The organism is Mycolicibacterium sp. SMGY-1XX (assembly GCF_059132455.1).
In genome coordinates, this window is record NZ_CP101139.1 from 647,225 (window position 1) to 664,829 (window position 17,605).

Here is a 17,605-nt window from a genome sequence, read left to right on the forward strand (position 1 = left end):
CGGAAAGGACGACCGATGAACATCGTGTGCGTGGGAGGTGGGCCCGCCGGGCTGTACTTCGCGACTCTGATGAAACGACGAAACCCGAGTGGCGAAGTAACCGTTCTGGAGCGCAACGAGCCAGGCTCGACATACGGCTGGGGCGTGACGTTCCTGCCCTCGCTGTTGGCCGAGCTGCAACGCAGCGATCCATCGCTGGCCTCGGAGTTGCGCGCCCACTCTTTCCGGTGGACCGACACCGCTGTCGACTTCGATGGCGTCCAGACCCTCACCCACGGTGAGGAGGGCTTCAGTATCAGTCGACGCACACTGGTCGACCTGTTGGCGAGGCGGGCCACCGAGGCAGGCGTCGACGTGCGTTTCCGTACCGACGCCGACCCGCCCGAACTGTCGACTGCCGACCTGATCGTGGCCTCCGACGGCGCGGGCAGCCGGCTGCGCAGAGAGCACGTCGACGGTTTCGGCACCCGGGAAGTGATGGGGGACAACAGGTATGCATGGCTGGGTGTGAACAAGGTGTTCGACGCGTTCACCTTCGCGTTCGCCGACACTGAATCCGGCCCGATCTGGTTCTACGCGTATGCCTTCGACAACCGGACCAGCACAGTCATCGTGGAGTGTTCGTCCCGGACCTGGACCGGGCTGGGCTTCGACAGGATGACGATGGACCAGAGTGTCGCGGTGTTGGGGGACATCTTCCGGCGGCAGTTGGGCGGGCACCCCCTTCTGATCGGTGGAGCTGATCGCGGGGACGCGCGCTGGCTCACCTTCCGGACGGTGACCAACAGGCGATGGCATCACCGCCGCACCGTTTTGCTCGGAGATTCGGCGCATACCACGCACTACAGCATCGGCGCGGGCACCATGCTCGCTTTCGACGACGCGATCTGTCTGGCGGAAAAGCTCTGTAAGGAAACGGATCTGGAACTGGCGCTGAGCGGATACGAAACGGAACGCAAGGCGGCGATTCTCCCTTTGCAGGGATGGGCGCGGCGGAGCGCAGGATGGTACGAAGATCTCACCCGGTACACCGATCTGCCCGCGGACGCTTTCTCGGCGTTGCTGCTCAAGCGTTCTTCGCCGATTCTCCCTTACGTCCCGCCCCGGTTGTACTACCGGCTCAACCAGATCTCGGAAAGATCGGCCGCCCTGGAGAGTCTCCGCGCCCGGTTGGCCCGACCGTTGGTGCGTTCCGGTGGAACTGCCGCGTGAGCGTTCTCGGAATCCGGTCTGTCGCAACGGTGGTCAGCAAATCGTTTGGGCTGGTCCTGCGGCATTGCCTCCTGGCTTCGGGGGTTAGCCAGGAAGCGTCGCCGGTTCTGACAGAACAAGGCCCCAACGCGCGCCTGAGCTTTGCTGAGAGGGTCCCGGGGGTTCGCCGGCGGTCTCGGCTCGACGGCGGCGGGCAAGAAACAACGACGGACCGTGATGCTGGCCAACGCAAGGATTAAGACCCCGGCATGCGGTATCCGGCTGACAATGCCCTGGTTTCGTGAGCACAATGGGCACGTTTGCACCGGACGGGAGTCACCCGTTGGAGGGTGATATGGGGAAGACTATGCGCGCTGACTGGGAAACTCGGCAACAGTCATGACCGCCGAGAGGTCGGCTGCGGCGGCCGCGTTCAACCGGGTGACTTCCGATGAGAGTCCGGCTGATTGGGAATGCGTGTTGCTGATCGTCGACGACTGCACGCTTTATCGGGAGAACCTGGCCGCGGTGATCTCCGCAAACGGCTGGGCGACACCATGGTTCGCCTGGGATCTGCCGACGCTCTACGAGGTGTTGACCGAGCATTCACCCAATCTGGTGTTGGTCAATCTCGATACGCGTGACAGTGCCATGCTCCTGCAGGCGACACTCGAGATCAGCCCCACCACGGCGGTGGTGGTGATCGGCGCCTCTGACGACGAGGCCGGCATCGCCGCGTGTGCCGAGGCCGGCGCCGCCGGGTACCACTTGCGCAGCGAGTCGGTTGACGAGCTGCTCGCCCTCATCCGACGCGTTGCGGACGGTAAACCTGCACATTCTCCGAGAGTCTCGGCAGTCCTGCTGCGACGCCTGTCTGCGCTTGCCGCGCAGCGCCGTGTCGTCACCAAGAAGTTGGTTCTCACCGCCCGTGAGGTGGAGGTACTGCGACTGTTGGAGATGGGGCTGTCCAACCGGGACATCGCCGCGCATCTGAGCATCGCGGTGCACACTGTGAAAAACCATGTACACAGTGTTTTGACCAAACTGGGGGTCAGCACCCGGTCCGAAGCGGCGGCGCGGTTCCGCACCCTGCGGCTGGCCGAGCTCGACACCTGACCCAAGGGTCCGGGTCAGAGTACCCACTCAGGTGCCCGCAGAAGGCCCGTCGGCGGGCTGCCGGTCACCGACGGACGAACGGTCCCCTTCGATACCAGCTACGTTGGCGTATCGGCCCAACTGCGGTCGGCTCGTGCGGTTTTCGAGAAGGCCGGCCACTCACAATCGGAACTAGATCCGCACTTTCGAAGATTGGATCTAATGGCCCATGTACTAACAGTCGCCGTCCATTGATAGTGAGTGACATGCCGGGCGGAATTCGCTGCCGGCGGCTGGTGCCGCCGGTCTTCAGACCACTGTCCGGCGACCGGGGGCGGAAGACCGGCTGGGGTGAGCCGAAAGTGGTTGACCAACAGCGGTCTTCGAATCGCTAGGGGGGAATCGATCAGATGACATTGAGTGTCTACGGGTTGGAGGCGCCCGCGGCTGATACCGCTGTGGTGGACCTGGTTCCGCGACGGATGCATCAGCTGTTCGAGCGCAGTTGTGCTCGTGAACCGGCACGCGTAGCGGTCGAGCACGACGGTGGCACCGTCACCTATGGCCAACTCGACTCGATGGCGAACCAGTTGGCGCACTATCTGCGCCGGCGGGGCGCGGGCCCGGGCTCCCGGGTTGCGGTGTTCTTGGCGCGCTCGATCTCGACGTATGTATCCCTGTTGGCAGGGGGCAAGGCAGGCGCGACCCTGGTGCCGATCGACCCGGCCGCGCCACAGGAGCGGGTGGGCTACATCGTGGGCGACGCCGAGGTCGAGGTGGTCATCACCACCTCGGACCTGGCCCCGGCCACCGAAGGGTCGCCCTGCGGGGTCGTGTTGATCGACACCGAAGCCGCCGAGATCGCCGGCTGCCCGTGTACCCCGATCGAGCTCGCGCCTCCCACCGAAGACGAGATCGCCTATGTCATGTTCACCTCGGGATCCAGTGGGCGGCCCAAGGGCGTGATGGTCTCCCAGGCCAGCATCTGCAACTTCTTGTCGGTGGTGCCCGAGGTGTACGACGTACGGCCGGATGACCGGGTGTATCAAGGAATGACCATCTCGTTCGATTTCTCCATCGAGGAGATCTGGCCGACCTGGGTCCGGGGAGCAACGCTTGTCGTGGGACCGACCGATTCCCGGCGCCTGGGTGGTGAGCTGGCCGACTTCCTGGAAGACCGCGGCGTCACGGTGCTGTATTGCGTTCCAACATTGTTGGCGACGCTTCCGCGCGTGCTGCCCTCCATCCGGTCGGTGCTCGTCGGTGGGGAGGCGTGCCCCGCGCAACTGGTCAACCGGTGGGCCGACCCGGGTCGCCGGATGCTGAACACCTACGGGCCCACCGAAGCCACCGTGACCGCCACCGTGGGGCAGCTGATCCCCGGGCGGACGGTGACCATCGGGCGTCCCCTGCCCACGTATTCGGTCGTGTTGCTCGACGAGCAGCGGGTGCCGGTACCCGACGGTGAGATCGGAGAGATCTGCATCGGTGGTCCCGGTGTCGCACTCGGTTACGCGGGCCGGCCGGATCTGACCGCGGACCGGTTCATCGAACACGAGATGGCTCCGCCGGGCAGTCGGCTGTACCGGACCGGAGACCTCGGCCGGATCGATGCGGACGGAAACATCGAATACCACGGTCGCGCCGACGCCGAGGTCAAGATCCGGGGGCACCGCATCGACCTCGGCGAGGTCGAATCGGTGTTGATGGAGGATCCCCTCGTCGCGGAGGCGGTGGTCACCGCGGTGGCCGCGACCCCCGGGGGCGCTGCGGAAACGCTGGCAGCGTTTGTCGTCCAGGCCGAGGGCGACATCGAGGAGACCGAACTGGCGCAGGGTTTGCATGAACGGATGCGGCGCAAGCTTCCGCCCTACATGGTGGCCGCGACAGTCGATGTACTGCCCGAACTCCCGACCATGCCCAGTGGCAAGGTGGACCGCAAGCGCCTGCCCGAGCCGGCCGGACACCGCTTCACCGGTGGCGGTCCCCTGGTTGCCGCGGAGACGCCGACCGAGGAACGGGTGGTGGCGGCCTGGGCCCAGACGCTGGAGGTGCCCGCCGAGTCGGTGTCGGTGGAGGCGGACTTCTTCCGCGACCTCGGTGGTCACTCCCTGCTGGCGGCGCGAGCGGTGTCCCGGCTGCGGGAGGCCGGTTTCGTGTCCGCCGCGCTGCGTGACATCTATCAGAATCCGACCGTGCGGGCGCTGTGCAGGTACCTGTCCAGCGGGCCGACCGCGGCAAGCACCCGACCGGGCCCCCTACGGCATCCGTCCTGGGCGGTCGGGGCCGCGGGTGCCATCCAGATCGTGGTGCTCTACCTGCTGTTCTTCGTCATCACGGTGCCGGTGGCCTACGTGTACACGGTCAACGACGGTTACGCGACCGTGGTGGTTCTCGTCGAGCTGATGGCGGCGATCCTGCTGACCTATGTGGCGGTGCGGTGGGTGCTGCCGTTGATGTTCGTCCGCGTGCTGCTCTCCGGGATCAGGCCCGGGCGCTATCCGCTGTGGGGGTGGACGTATCTGCGGATCTGGACGTCGAGCATGCTGCTGGGCGTCGCGCCGCTGCCGGTGCTCAGTGGGTCGCCGTTGGCCGCCGGGTACCTCCGGTGGCTGGGTGCCTCGATCGGCCGGGGAACTCATCTGGGGTCGAGCGCGCTGGCCATGCCCACGATGCTGCGCATCGGTGACGGGGCCTCGGTGGGATATGGAGCGACGCTGAGGCCATGGCGGGTACAGGACGGTTGGGTGTTGGTCCAGCCGATCACGATCGGCGCCGGCGCTTTCGTCGGCGCCCATGCCGTGCTCGATCCGGGGGCCACCGTGGAAGCGGGTGGAGCGTTGGGCGAGCAGTCGTTGCTCGTCGGTGACGCGACGGTACCTTCCGGGCAACGGTGGGCCGGTTCGCCGGCGGCCCAGGTGTCCGAACTCTCGCAGCCGGTGGAACACCTGCTGCGCGGTGCACCGAATCCCCGGGCGTGGCCGGCTCGGCTTCTCATCGCGACGTTCATCGGCCTGGTAGGTCTGGAACTGGCGGTCATCGCGATGATCGCGCCCACCGTCATGGCGGTGTGGGCGGTACTGCTGAACTGGGGGATCCTCGCCGGGCTGCTCATCACGCTGCTGGCCGGACCCATCTTCGTGATCACCGTGTGCGTCATCGTCGCGGTCGGGAAGCGACTGATCCTGCCGAGGCTGTCGCCCGGTACATACTCGGCGCGCTCGGCGCTCGGTGTCCGCAAATGGATCTCGGACAAACTCCTCGAGACCAGCCTGGACTACACCAACTCGCTCTACGCCACGCTGTACACCGTGCCGTGGATGCGTCTGCTGGGCGCCAAGATCGGCCGCGGTTCGGAGATCTCCACGGCCGGTCACCTCGATCCCGATCTGTTGCGGTTGGAGGACGAGACCTTCATCGCGGACATGGCCAGTGTCGGGTCGGCCACGTTTGCCGGCGGCCATCTGTCCGCAGCGCCCACGGTGATAGGCCGACGTTCGTTCATCGGCAATGCGGCGGTCGTGCCGGCCGGCTCCTGCATCGGGGAGAACTGTCTGCTGGGGGTGGCGACGGTACCTCCGCCGGGCGGCATCCCGTCGGGGACGTCCTGGCTGGGCTCACCCGCGATCAACCTGCCGGCCCGGCAGTTCAGCGGGAACTTCGCCGAGTCCGAGACATACCGTCCGTCAAAGGAACTCGTGCGGCACCGTCTTGCGATCGAGTTCGTCCGCGCCACGCTGCCTGCTTCCCTGCTGGGCATCAGCACCTATCTGTTCCTGTGGGTGTTGTCCGAACTCGCACGCGGTCGCGATCTGCTGTGGCCGGCGTTGTTATCGCCCTTCATCGCGGCAGGCTGTGCGCTCGCGGTGATCGGTTACTGCGCCGCCGTGAAACGAAACCTCATCGGTGCGTATGCCCCCAGGGTGGAACCGTTGTGGAGCAAGTATGTCCGGCGCTCGGAACTGGTGACCGGCCTCTACGAGGCCGCGGCGGTCCCTGTCGGTTTGGGCCTTCTGATCGGCACGCCGATGCTGCCGCCGGTGCTGCGATGGTTCGGCGTGTCCGTCGGCCGGCGCGCCTGGGTGGGCACCACCTACATCACCGAGTTCGATCTGGTCGAGATCGGAGACGATGCGGCAGTCGGAGTCGAGGCGTCGTTGCAGACCCACCTGTTCGAGGACCGGGTGATGAAGATGTCCAAGCTCAGTATCGGTCCGGGCGCCAGTGTGGGGAACCGGGCAATTGTGTTGTACGACAGCACGATCGACCGCGACGTGGCGCTGGATTCGCTGTCGCTGTTGATGAAGGGTGAACACCTCGCGATCGGGACGCACTGGGGTGGGATCCCGGCGCAGAGCCGCGGCGACACCGCGGGTGAACCCACGCGACGGCCGCCAACTCGGTTGCGGTGGCACCGCGCCGGCCCGGGGGCCCACCGGCGGCGGCGGCAAGGGGATCAGGCTCGGGAGACGGTATCGCTGTGAAAAACTCTGTGGGGGAGGAAAATTCGATGAACACGCACCTGCTGGTGTCGGACACGCGGCACTATCAGATCGAGTACGAGATCAACCCGTACATGTCCGTCGGAGATCAACCGGATTCGGCACGCGCAGCAGCCGAACACAGCTCGATCATCGAAGCGCACCGTGCGGCCGGCCGGAGAGTCGACTACCTGCCCTCGGTCATCGGATGTCCGGACATGGTGTACACCGCCAACACCGCAGTCGTGGTGGGTGACCGGGCCGTCCTCGGACAACCACCCGTGCCCCGACGTCCGGAGGTCCCACACGTGGGCCGGTGGTTGCGCGGGCGGGGTTACGACGTCATCGACGCACCCTATGCCTTCAGCGGCCAGGGGGATGCGTTGCGATGCGGGTCGATGCTGCTCGCCGCGTCAGGGCAGCGTACCGACATCCGGATGCACGCGGTGCTCGCCGAGCATCTCGGCCTGGAGGTGGTGGCGCTGGCCACCTCGGGTCCGCTGTGGTACGACCTCGATCTCGCCGTGGCGGTGATCGACGCGCCGCAGACCATCGCGTACTGCCCGGAAGCGCTCGACGAACTCAGTGTCTACACCCTGCACGGGCTCGGTCTCGATCTCATCAAGGTGAACGTGGACGAGGCGGCGAACTTCGCGCTGAACCTCGTCAGTGACGGTACGACGGTGACGATGACGTCCGGCGCGCCGGCACTTGCAGCTGATCTGCGCGACCGCGGGTTGCGTGTGATCGAACTCGACACCACCGAGTTGCGTAAGGGCGGCGGCGGAATCCGTTGCACGGCGCTGACTCTCGGCACCAAGTAGGCCAACGATGATCTCACTGACCCACCCCGTACGGCGGTACACCCGATCACGAGGACCGCGCCGCAGTCGTCGGGAGGCCGGCGGCCGGCCCACCCCGAGCCCGGTTGCCTTGATCTACCGCGGGCCTGCGTCCTCACCGGGATGCCCCGAAGCCGCCGCGGATCTGTTGTCCGCCAGCGGTCTCGACCTGCAGGTTGCGTTCGTCGGGCCGAAAGAGAAACGCGCGCTGAGCCCGGCGTCCTTCGCCGACGCGACTCTGTACGTCCAGCCCGGCGGCCCCGACCTCGACGACGCATACCGTCACCTGCGCGCGCACAGCAGGATGATCAGGGGCTTCGTCGCCGGCGGCGGACACTATCTGGGCATCTGCCTCGGCGGCTACCTGGCCGGTACCTCACCGGGTTTCGCGTTGATCCCCGGCGACAGCGATCAGTACATCAAGTCACCCTCCGCGACGGTCCACACCGAGGAGGACGCCATCGTGGAAGTGAATTGGCGAGGGTCGCGCCGCGCGATGTACTTCCAGGACGGCCCCTGCTTCCAGCTCGATCCCGAAGTCAAAGTCACTGTCCTGGCCAGATATCCGAATGACACGGTTGCCGCCGCGGTGAACAGGTTCGGTAACGGCCGGGTGGGGGTGGTGGGCCCGCATCCCGAGGCCGGCGAGGATTGGTTCACCGACGTCGGTCTGCCGGATCCCGGTCACCGGAGTTCGGCCGCGGCGAATGCCCGTGGCCGGGACCTGGGTCTGGACCTGCTCAACGAGATCATGCGCCCATGACGACCACCCTCGATTCGGTACCCCCCGCGGTCACCGCGCCGCACCCCCGCGCGGCGCCGGCGGCCGACCACCGGCCGAAACTGCGCTTGCACGGTGTCGACGCGGCGCGTGGTGTCGCGCTGATCGGAATGATGGTCATCCACGTGCTACCGGATCAGAACCCCGCAACGGGCGGCCCCGCCTGGACGTATGTCGTCAGCGCGGGTAACGCCTCGGCGCTTTTCGCGGTGCTCGCGGGGGTGTCCATCGCGTTCACCACCGGTCGTTCCCGAGTCGGACTCGACCGGGTGCCCGGAACGGTGGCTTCGCTGATCGCGCGTGCCGCGGTCGTGGGCTTCATCGGGTTGGCGCTCGGTTACACCGATGCCGAATTGGCCTCGGTGATATTGCCCTATTACGCACTGATGTTCATCCTCGCGATCCCGCTGGTGTTTCTGCCGACCTGGGCCGTGGCGTTGACCGGGTTCACGTTCGTGTTCGGGTCACCGGCACTGACGTTCCTGCTGATCCCCCATCTCCCGGTTCCGCAGGAAACGACACTGAACCCTGGATTCGATGATCTGTTCACCCGCCCACTGCAGCTGTTCTCGGAGCTGATGGTGACCGGCGAGTTTCCGGCACTGACGTGGATAGCCTATGTCTGTGCGGGTTTGGTGATCGGCCGGCTCACGTTGTCGTCCAGCCGTACCGCCTCGCGGCTGTTGGTCGCCGGGTGCGTGGCGGCCGCGCTGGCGCAGGTGGCCTCGGGCCTGTTGCTGTATCGCTACGGTGGGCTGCAGCACATCTGGTCGGCGGCCGACACCGCCACCGCCGATTACACCAGAGAGGTGCTGACCTACGGCGGCGACGGAACTCCGCCGTCGGGTACCTGGTGGTGGCTCGCGCTTGTCGAACCGCACAGCGGCACGCCGCTCGATCTGGTGTCGACCATCGGTATCGCGGTCGCGGTGTTGGCCGCGATCCTGTTGCTCGACCATGTCACCACGCCGTTGTTCCGGATGAGTGCCGGACTGGTCTCCTACGCGCTGGCCGCCGCCGGGAAGATGACGCTGACGTTCTACACGCTGCATGTGATGTTCATCAATTCGATTCACGACACCTACGTTCCGACAACCAGTTTGGTGCTGCAGGTGATCGCGGCGATCGTGCTCGGCATCGCGTGGCAGGCCAGTGCCGGCCGCGGCCCGCTGGAAGCATTGACCGCCACGGTCACCGGCCGCGCCAAGCGGTTCGCCATTCGCGTGACGAAGAAGGCGCCGCGCCCGACCGTCACCCCGGGGGAGGTACATCCGTGATCACTCGACGCAGGTTCGTCACCGGTGCGGCGGCCTCCATCGCCCTGCTGATCGGGGCGAGCGCGGGGACGATGGCCGCGAACCTGTCGGCGTCGCCCGCCCGCGCCGCGGTGTACCGCGGACGTGGTGCCGGGTCGTGTGACGGATGTAGCGAGGCCGTCGCCCGACTGCTCGGGAGCAGCCCCACCCCGCTCGAGGTCGAGTTCATCGGGCCCGACGAGGCGCGCGATGTCAGCCCGGAAACCTTGAGCGGCATGCTGCTGTACGCGCAACCGGGTGGCGGCGATGTCAGCTCGGCGTGGAACCATCTGCGCCATGATGCGGACACCATTCGGCAGTGGGTGCTGGGTGGTGGAAACTATCTCGGATTCTGTCTGGGCGCCTATCTCGCCGGCGCCGACCCGGGATACGGTCTGCTTCCCGGCGAGGTCTACCGCTATATCGATTCACCCAATGCGTCCGTCAGCACGGACGACTACACGACGGTGATGACGGACTGGTCCGGCCAGGCCCGCGAGATGTATTTCCAGGACGGGCCGGCGTTCTCGCTGGCACCCAATGCGCCCGCGACGGTTCTCGCCACCTATCCGGGCGGGGAGGCAGCCGCTGTGGTCGCCTCATACGGCCGCGGCCGAGTGGGTCTGGTCGGTCCGCATCCCGAGGCGGACCTCGCGTGGTTCAGCCCCTCAGATGCCGACCCTCACAAGGCCATTCATCCCGAGCTGGGGCACCGGTTGATCGAACAGACGCTGTTCATGTGACTCCGTAAGTGCTTTCTCTGGCAAACTTTTGCGGAATCAGATCGAGGGTCGCTCTGAGCGCCGGGTCGATCGACTGCCTGCCGTCGCGCCTTTGCTGTCCACCGAGGCCCCACAGTTGAATTGAATACTTGATTTTGATTGTTACGCAGGCATTTAAGGCCAGTGCACCGGAATGAGTTCGATGTGTTACCTGTGTGGTACCGCGAAACAGCAACCTGCGTTTCGCCGACGTTAGGCGCATGTAAATCGCATGTTGACGCTGTTACAGCAACGGCATATGCTGAGGATGAACTGCGATGAAGCACAGCTGCCAGTAACGATTGGTTCGCATCCGCGAAACAATCAGCGGCGCAACGTCTGTTGCTCACGCCACGGACTTGGGGAGGTCCTGATGGTGGATCAGACTATCGGTACGCACGGACAGGCGTCGGCCCCTCGGGGGGAGGAGCAGCCGGGCCGGGGAAGTATCCGCGACGCGATAGTGGTTGCCGGCGGCATCGCATTTGCGGCGTCGCTCGGGTTCTCGATGATCACCGGAAGAGTCCCGGAATTGTATGGCCAGCGCGATGCCATCGGTCCCTATCCGGGACAGCAGAGCATCGACCAGTCCCAGACCGTGAACGCGGAGGGACGCAAGGCGATCTTCGGTTGGGACCTGTGGACCGACGCTCAACCGTTGGCGCTCAGGCAGATCGTGTTCGAATCACTGTCCGGGCCCGCTCCGGCGGTGGCGGAATTCCTGGGTTTCCTTCAGCATGAACTCGCCGAGCAGGCGCACATCGAACTTGCCGCTGTCTCTGAATTCTTCGCCGCGGCACAAGCACTCGAGTTTGCGGTTTCGCCCATCAACGGCACCTATCCGGCCCTGCCCTTCAGCCCCGGCGGCGGTGGCGGGTGGACGGGAGAAGGTGCGGTACCGTTCTTCTTCCAGTGGCCGACATGGTTGCCGGTACCGTCATGGCTGTGGCTGCCGCCGTGGGTGAAACAGTCGGCGACACCATGGGTGCCGCCGGGGCCCCCGCCCACGACGGGAATGACCGTGCTCTCCGGGCCCGTGGCGCCGTACGCGCCGGCCCCAGCTGCACCCCCGGAAACCGCGGCTCCGCCCGCACCCCCGGCTGCGCCACCACCACCCCCGCCGCCGGACCCGGCTCCGGTGAACCCCGAGCCTGTCGCGTCGGCGCCCGAACCGGCCCCGGTGGCCGTCGAGCCGCCCCCGGCTGAGCCTCCGAGTGTCGAGGTGCCCGTCTCGAACGTCGTCATCGATCTCGGCACCACCTCGCCGAGTACCCCAGATGCCCCACCCCCGAGCAGTGAGCCGGAGCCTGTGGTCGCAGCGCCGCAGGAACCCTCAGGGGGCGACACGATCGGCGGCGGCATCGGCAACGACGGTTCCACCGACAATGACTCCGGCAGCGGCATCGGTGACAACACCGGCGCTGACAACAACAACTCGTCCGGCGGCGGGTCGGCCGGGGCGGGGCCGTCCGGCTCCGACGGTCAAGACAACAGCGGCTCCGGAAACAACGACAACAACGAGTCCAACAACAACGAGTCCAACAACAACGAGTCCAACAACAACGAGTCCAACAACAACGAGTCCAACAACGAGTCCAACAACAACGACTCCAACAACTCGGGCGGCGACGGAGGCGGAGGAGGTTCCGCTGGGGTGTGACCTCGAGAGGTCAGGCGGGCGTCAACTCCACGTCGGACAGCACCGCGGCGTCGTCGCGGCCGGGCGCCACCACGTTGGCCACGAAGCGGCCGTCTTCCTTCCAGACGCGCGCCCTGAGGGTCTCGCCGGGATAGACGACGCCCGCGAAGCGCGCACCGTATGAGCCCACGGCGGCGGCGTCACCGTCGAGTAATGCGTCGGTGATGGCCTTGCAGGTCATGCCGTAGGTGCACAGCCCGTGCAGGATCGGTCTGGGAAAGCCTGCTGCAGAGGCGAATTCGGGATCCGAGTGCAGCGGATTGCGGTCACCGCACAACCGGTACAGCAGCGCCTGCTGCGGCAACACCGCGATGGCCAGCTCGAGATCCGGTGCTCGCTCTGGGGTGACCTGTGTCCCTGACGGGCCCCGGTCACCGCCGAAACCGCCCTCGCCCCGCGCGAAGATAGAACGCTTCTGCGTCCACAGCAGCGTGCCATCGGGCGCGGTGACTTCTGTCTCCGACCAGATGACGGCGGCCTTGCCCTTGTCCCAGATATCGGTGAACCTGGTCACGGCGACACCGGTGCCCGACGGCGGAATCGGTGCCGGCGCGGAGATGCCTTCGCTGGCGTGCAGCACCTTCGACAACTCGATGTCGATACCGGGGAAGTTCACCGTCGGCGGCGTGGTCATGTGGAAGCTCTGGGCCACGTTGCCGAACGTCGGCAGGACCTGTGGGGTGTCGTCCACCAGGTACCTCAGTTCGCGGGGATCCAGCGGGTCTGCTCCGGCCCCGAGCCCGAGGTGGTAGAGCTGGATGTCGCTGCTGGTCCAGGAGAATTCGGCCGGCGGCAGCGCCGCGCCCAGGGCAACGTCGAGATCGATGGGCATCTCAGGCCTTTCCGGCGATGTGCAGTGCCGCCAAATACCCGAAGGTCATGGCGGGTCCGATGGTGCCGCCGGGGCCGGGATAGGTGTGGCCCATCACGGGTGCGCTGACATTACCCGCGGCATACAGACCCTCGATGACCGAACCGTCGTCACGCAGTGCGCGACCGTGCACGTCGGTGACCACGCCGCCCTTGGTGCCCAGGTCGCCCGGCACCATCTTGGCCGCGTAGAACGGTCCGTGGGTGATCTCACCCAGATTGGGATTCGGCTTGTTGGTGGGATCGCCGTAGTAACGGTCATAGGCGCTCTCGCCGCGGTGGAAATCCTGATCCACTCCGGAGCGCGCGAAACCGTTGAACCGTTCCACGGTCTCGGCGAACGCGGCAGCGGGCAGCCCCGCCTTCTCGGCCAGCTCCGCCAGGGTATCGGCTTTGACGATGACGCCGGAGTCCAGCCACTTGTTCGGGATCCGTTGCCCGGGTTGCAGACCGGCGAAAATGTAGCGGTCACGGTACTGCTGGTCGAACACCAGCCATGCGGGGATGTTCTCGCCCGGCCCGGGGCCTTGCCCGTACTGGCCGCCATACATGTGATGGCAGGCTTCGACATACGGCATAGATTCATTCATGAAGCGCTTGCCTGCCATGTTCACGATGATGGAGCCCGGGGAGTTGCGCTCCGACAACGCGAACCAGGGTGCGTCGACCAACGGAACCGTCGGCCCCCACCACGCGTCCTCCATGACATCGAGTGCAGCGCCCAGCTTTTCGGCCGCCAGGATGCCGTCACCGGTGTTGGCCTTGGCCCCGACGGTCCACTCGGTGGTGATGGGGGCGCGTTGGTACTTCACCCGCATCTGTTCGTTGTGCTCGAAGCCGCCACTGCCGAGTATCACGCCCCGGCGGGCCCGGATCAGTTCGGGCTCAGCGGATTCCGGGGCATTGGTGTCGCGGACGTAGATTCCGCGTACCACCCCGTCCTCGACATGGAGGTCGGTGAACGCGGTGTTGAGCCGTACCGGGACACCGGCCTGCTGCAGGCCGATCCGCAGCGGGGCGATCAGCGCGCGGCCCATTCCGACGAGGTTCTTGCCGGTGGCCTTGGCCCACATGGTGCGCCCACCCACCTTGAGGCTGCGCAGGACGCCACGTGGGTGTCGTTTCAGTTGGTTGAGCCGAACGTAGTCCTGTTGCATCACCACCACGTTGAGCGGCACCTTGCCGTACGGCGGTTCGAGACCTGCCAGGTCCGCACCGAGCTTCTTGGCATCAAAGGGTTTGGGTTCCACGGAGCGCCCGGTCGGCTTGCCGCCCGCGGTCTCGGGATAGTAGTCGGAATACCCGGGCACCCAGCACAGCTTGAGCGGCGAGTGCTTGAGTACGAACGAGAGCATCTCCGGCCCTCGCTCCAGGTAGGTGTCGATCTTCTCGGCAGGCACCACGTCACCGATGATGGCGTGCAGGTAGGTGCGGGCGTTCTGCGCGGTGTCGGAGACACCGGCCCGCTTGAGAATCTCGTTGTTCGGGATCCACACACCACCCCCGGAACGCGCGGTCGAACCGCCATAGTGCGGGGCCTTCTCAACAACTAGTGTTGACAGTCCCTGGTGGGCGGCGGTGAGGGCGGCGACCATGCCTGCGCCGCCGCTCCCCACCACCACTACGTCGAATGCAGCGCACTCCTGACCCGTCATGTAGAACACGTTATAGAATTGCCCGGGCTGCGAACAACTGCCCCGGTCAAACAAGTGAGGGGAATTCACGAAATGCTGGGTGAACAGACCCGCGCGGAGTTGGCCGCCGACCTGGCGGAAGCCGAGCGCAGTCGGGTGCCGATCGATCCGTTGACCAGTGCCCATCCGGATATCGACGTCGTCGACGCCTATGAGATCCAGCTGATCAATATTCGGCAGCGGGTGGCCGAGGGCGCCAAGGTGATCGGCCACAAGGTGGGTCTGTCCAGCGAGGCCATGCAGAAGATGATGGGCGTCGACGAGCCCGACTACGGTCACCTGCTCGAAGACATGGCGGTGTTCGAGGATGTGCCGGTCAAGGCGGCCAAGTACCTGTACCCGCGGGTGGAGGTGGAGGTCGGGTTCATCCTGGCCGACGATCTGCCGGGTGCAGGCTGCACCGAGGACGACGTGCTGGCGGCGACGGCGGCCTTCGCGCCGTCGATCGAGTTGATCGACACCCGGATCAAGGACTGGAAGATCAAACTCTGCGACACCATCGCCGACAACGCGTCCTCGGCGGGCTGGGTGCTCGGTGCGCAGCGGGTGTCTCCCAAGGATGTGGACATACGAGCCATCAACGCCGAATTACGGTGCAACGGTGAGGTGATCGCCGAGGGACGCAGTGATGCCGTGCTGGGTAATCCGGTGACGGCCGTGGCGTGGTTGGCGCGCAAGGTCGATCAGTTCGGGGTGCGGTTGAAAGCCGGTGATGTGGTGTTGCCGGGCTCGTGCACCAGGGCGATAGATGCACATCCCGGTGACCATTTCATCGCGGACTTCACCGGGTTAGGTTCAGTAGAGCTGACTTTCGAATAGCGAGGGAAACACATGCCCGATAAGGCGACAGTGGCGATTGTCGGTTCCGGCAACATCAGCACCGACCTGCTCTACAAGTTGTTGCGCTCCGACTGGTTGGAGCCGCGGTGGATGATCGGCATCGACCCGGACAGTGAGGGCTTGGCACGGGCCCGCAAGCTGGGATTGGAGACCAGTCACGAGGGGGTGGACTGGCTGCTGAACCTCAGTGAGAAGCCGGATCTGGTGTTCGAGGCCACCAGCGCGTACGTGCATCGTGATGCCGCGCCGCGGTATGCCGAGGCGGGCATCCGCGCCATCGACCTGACCCCTGCCGCGGTGGGCCCGGGCGTCATCCCGCCGGCGAACCTGCGCGAACATCTCGATGCCCCGAACGTCAACATGGTGACCTGTGGTGGACAGGCCACGATCCCCATCGTCTACGCAGTGTGTCGTGCTGTCGTCGAACAGGGGGGAGTGGTGCCCTACGGCGAGATCGTCGCGTCGGTGTCTTCGGCGTCGGCTGGTCCCGGTACCCGGGCCAACATCGATGAGTTCACCAAGACCACCAGCGCCGGTGTGCAGAACATCGGCGGCGCTCAGCGGGGCAAGGCCATCATCATCCTCAACCCCGCCGATCCGCCGATGATCATGCGCGACACCATCTTCTGCGCCATCCCCGAAGACGCCGACCGTGATGCCATCGCGGCGTCCATCCGGGACGTGGTGGCCGAGGTGCAGACGTATGTGCCCGGTTACCGGTTGCTCAACGAGCCGCAGTTCGACGATCCGTCGATGAACTCCGGCGGGCATGCGGTGGTCACCACCTTCATCGAAGTCGAAGGTGCCGGTGACTACCTGCCGCCGTATGCCGGCAACCTCGACATCATGACCGCCGCGGCCACCAAGGTGGGCGAGGAGATCGCCAAGGAAGTACTGGCAGCCACGACAGGAGGCCACGCATGAGTACCAACGAGATCTATTTCGACCCGATGTGGGATATCCGGATGACCGACACGTCGCTGCGCGACGGGTCGCATCACAAGCGGCACCAGTTCACCACCGACGAGGTCGGTGCCATTGTCGCGGCACTGGACAGTGCCGGCGTTCCTGTTATAGAGGTCACCCACGGTGATGGGCTGGGCGGGTCCAGCTTCAACTACGGGTTCTCCAAGACCCCGGAGCAGGAACTGATCAAACTGGCGGCCGAGACGGCCAAGGAATCGAAGATCGCGTTCCTGATGCTGCCCGGGGTGGGCACCAAAGAAGACATCAAAGAGGCCCAGAACAACGGTGGTTCCATCTGCCGCATCGCCACCCACTGCACCGAAGCCGACGTCTCGATCCAGCATTTCGGGCTGGCCCGCGAGCTGGGCCTGGAGACGGTCGGGTTCCTGATGATGAGCCACACCATCTCCCCGGAGAAGCTGGCCGCCCAGGCCCGCATCATGGCCGACGCCGGGTGTCAGTGCGTCTACGTCGTCGACTCCGCCGGGGCGTTGGTGCTCGAGGGGGTGCGTGACCGGGTGGCCGCGCTGGTGGCCGAGCTCGGTGACGACGCGCAGGTCGGTTTCCACGGTCACGAGAATCTCGGTCTGGGCGTGGCGAACTCCATCGAAGCGGTGCGTGCCGGGGCCAAGCAGATCGACGGGTCGTGTCGCCGCTTCGGCGCCGGCGCCGGGAACGCGCCGGTCGAGGCGCTGATCGGGGTTTTCGACAAGATCGGCGTCAAGACCGGTATCGATTTCTTCGACATCGCCGATGCCGCCGAAGAGGTGGTGGCCCCGGCGATGCCGGCCGAATGCCTGCTGGACCGCAACGCACTGATCATGGGCTATTCCGGGGTGTACTCCAGCTTCCTCAAACACGCCATCCGCCAATCCGAACGCTACGGCGTGCCGGCACACAAGCTGCTGCACCGTGCCGGCCAGCGCAAACTCATCGGTGGTCAGGAAGACCAACTCATCGACATCGCGCTCGAGATCAAGCGCGAGATGGAAGCGGCCACCTGAACGGGTGGGAGCTGACACGGCCGAGCGCAGGGCACTGACGGGTACGACCTGCCCCCGTTCGGCGAGCCGGCGAAACCTCACGTTCC

General features: G+C 65.8%; 13 protein-coding genes. 11 read left to right on the forward strand and 2 right to left on the reverse strand.

Features of this window, described 5'->3' with window-relative positions:
• The first annotated feature begins 15 nt into the window (after window positions 1–15).
• From NL241_RS03150 to NL241_RS03185, 8 genes are all read left to right on the forward strand, one after another.
• Window positions 16–1,212, forward strand: a complete 1,197-nt coding sequence (locus NL241_RS03150; protein WP_494396742.1) for an FAD-dependent monooxygenase — start codon at window positions 16–18, stop codon at window positions 1,210–1,212.
• 378 nt (window positions 1,213–1,590) lie between these two features.
• Window positions 1,591–2,307 carry a LuxR C-terminal-related transcriptional regulator gene (locus NL241_RS03155; protein ID WP_487695962.1) on the forward strand — a complete coding sequence of 239 codons (717 nt, stop codon included), beginning with the start codon at window positions 1,591–1,593 and terminating at the stop codon, window positions 2,305–2,307.
• A 389-nt stretch (window positions 2,308–2,696) separates the two neighbouring features.
• A complete protein-coding gene (locus tag NL241_RS03160; RefSeq protein ID WP_494396743.1) occupies window positions 2,697–6,770 on the forward strand; it encodes a Pls/PosA family non-ribosomal peptide synthetase in 4,074 nt (1,357 codons plus the stop codon).
• Between the two features lie 26 nt (window positions 6,771–6,796).
• Window positions 6,797–7,591 carry a dimethylarginine dimethylaminohydrolase family protein gene (locus NL241_RS03165; RefSeq protein ID WP_487695960.1) on the forward strand — a complete coding sequence of 265 codons (795 nt, stop codon included), beginning with the start codon at window positions 6,797–6,799 and terminating at the stop codon, window positions 7,589–7,591.
• 7 nt (window positions 7,592–7,598) lie between these two features.
• Entirely contained in the window at window positions 7,599–8,372 is a 774-nt protein-coding gene (locus NL241_RS03170; protein WP_487695959.1) for a BPL-N domain-containing protein, read from the forward strand.
• Window positions 8,369–9,667 carry a heparan-alpha-glucosaminide N-acetyltransferase domain-containing protein gene (locus NL241_RS03175; protein WP_487695958.1) on the forward strand — a complete coding sequence of 433 codons (1,299 nt, stop codon included), beginning with the start codon at window positions 8,369–8,371 and terminating at the stop codon, window positions 9,665–9,667. Before NL241_RS03170 ends, NL241_RS03175 begins: the two co-directional genes overlap by 4 nt.
• Window positions 9,664–10,428, forward strand: a complete 765-nt coding sequence (locus NL241_RS03180) for a BPL-N domain-containing protein (protein WP_487695957.1) — start codon at window positions 9,664–9,666, stop codon at window positions 10,426–10,428. Before NL241_RS03175 ends, NL241_RS03180 begins: the two co-directional genes overlap by 4 nt.
• Window positions 10,429–10,819: 391 nt before the next feature.
• Window positions 10,820–12,106 (forward strand): hypothetical protein, encoded by a 1,287-nt coding sequence (locus NL241_RS03185; RefSeq protein ID WP_494396744.1) that lies wholly within the window; start codon window positions 10,820–10,822, stop codon window positions 12,104–12,106.
• Between the two features lie 10 nt (window positions 12,107–12,116).
• Here NL241_RS03185 and NL241_RS03190 read toward each other — a convergent pair whose 3' ends face one another.
• A complete protein-coding gene (locus NL241_RS03190) occupies window positions 12,117–12,977 on the reverse strand; it encodes an enoyl-CoA hydratase ChsH3 (RefSeq protein WP_494396745.1) in 861 nt (286 codons plus the stop codon).
• A 1-nt stretch (window position 12,978) separates the two neighbouring features.
• Window positions 12,979–14,670: a 3-oxosteroid 1-dehydrogenase gene (gene kstD, locus NL241_RS03195; RefSeq protein ID WP_494396746.1), complete on the reverse strand. Its 1,692-nt coding sequence runs from the start codon at window positions 14,668–14,670 to the stop codon at window positions 12,979–12,981.
• Between the two features lie 72 nt (window positions 14,671–14,742).
• Between kstD and NL241_RS03200 the strand changes: the two genes are divergently transcribed.
• The 3 genes from NL241_RS03200 to dmpG are packed head-to-tail and all read left to right on the forward strand — an operon-like array spanning window position 14,743 to window position 17,519.
• Entirely contained in the window at window positions 14,743–15,528 is a 786-nt protein-coding gene (locus tag NL241_RS03200; RefSeq protein WP_494396747.1) for a 2-keto-4-pentenoate hydratase, read from the forward strand.
• Between the two features lie 12 nt (window positions 15,529–15,540).
• Entirely contained in the window at window positions 15,541–16,473 is a 933-nt protein-coding gene (locus NL241_RS03205) for an acetaldehyde dehydrogenase (acetylating) (protein WP_494396748.1), read from the forward strand.
• Window positions 16,470–17,519 carry a 4-hydroxy-2-oxovalerate aldolase gene (gene dmpG, locus NL241_RS03210; protein WP_494396749.1) on the forward strand — a complete coding sequence of 350 codons (1,050 nt, stop codon included), beginning with the start codon at window positions 16,470–16,472 and terminating at the stop codon, window positions 17,517–17,519. Before NL241_RS03205 ends, dmpG begins: the two co-directional genes overlap by 4 nt.
• The last annotated feature ends 86 nt before the right edge of the window (window positions 17,520–17,605 follow it).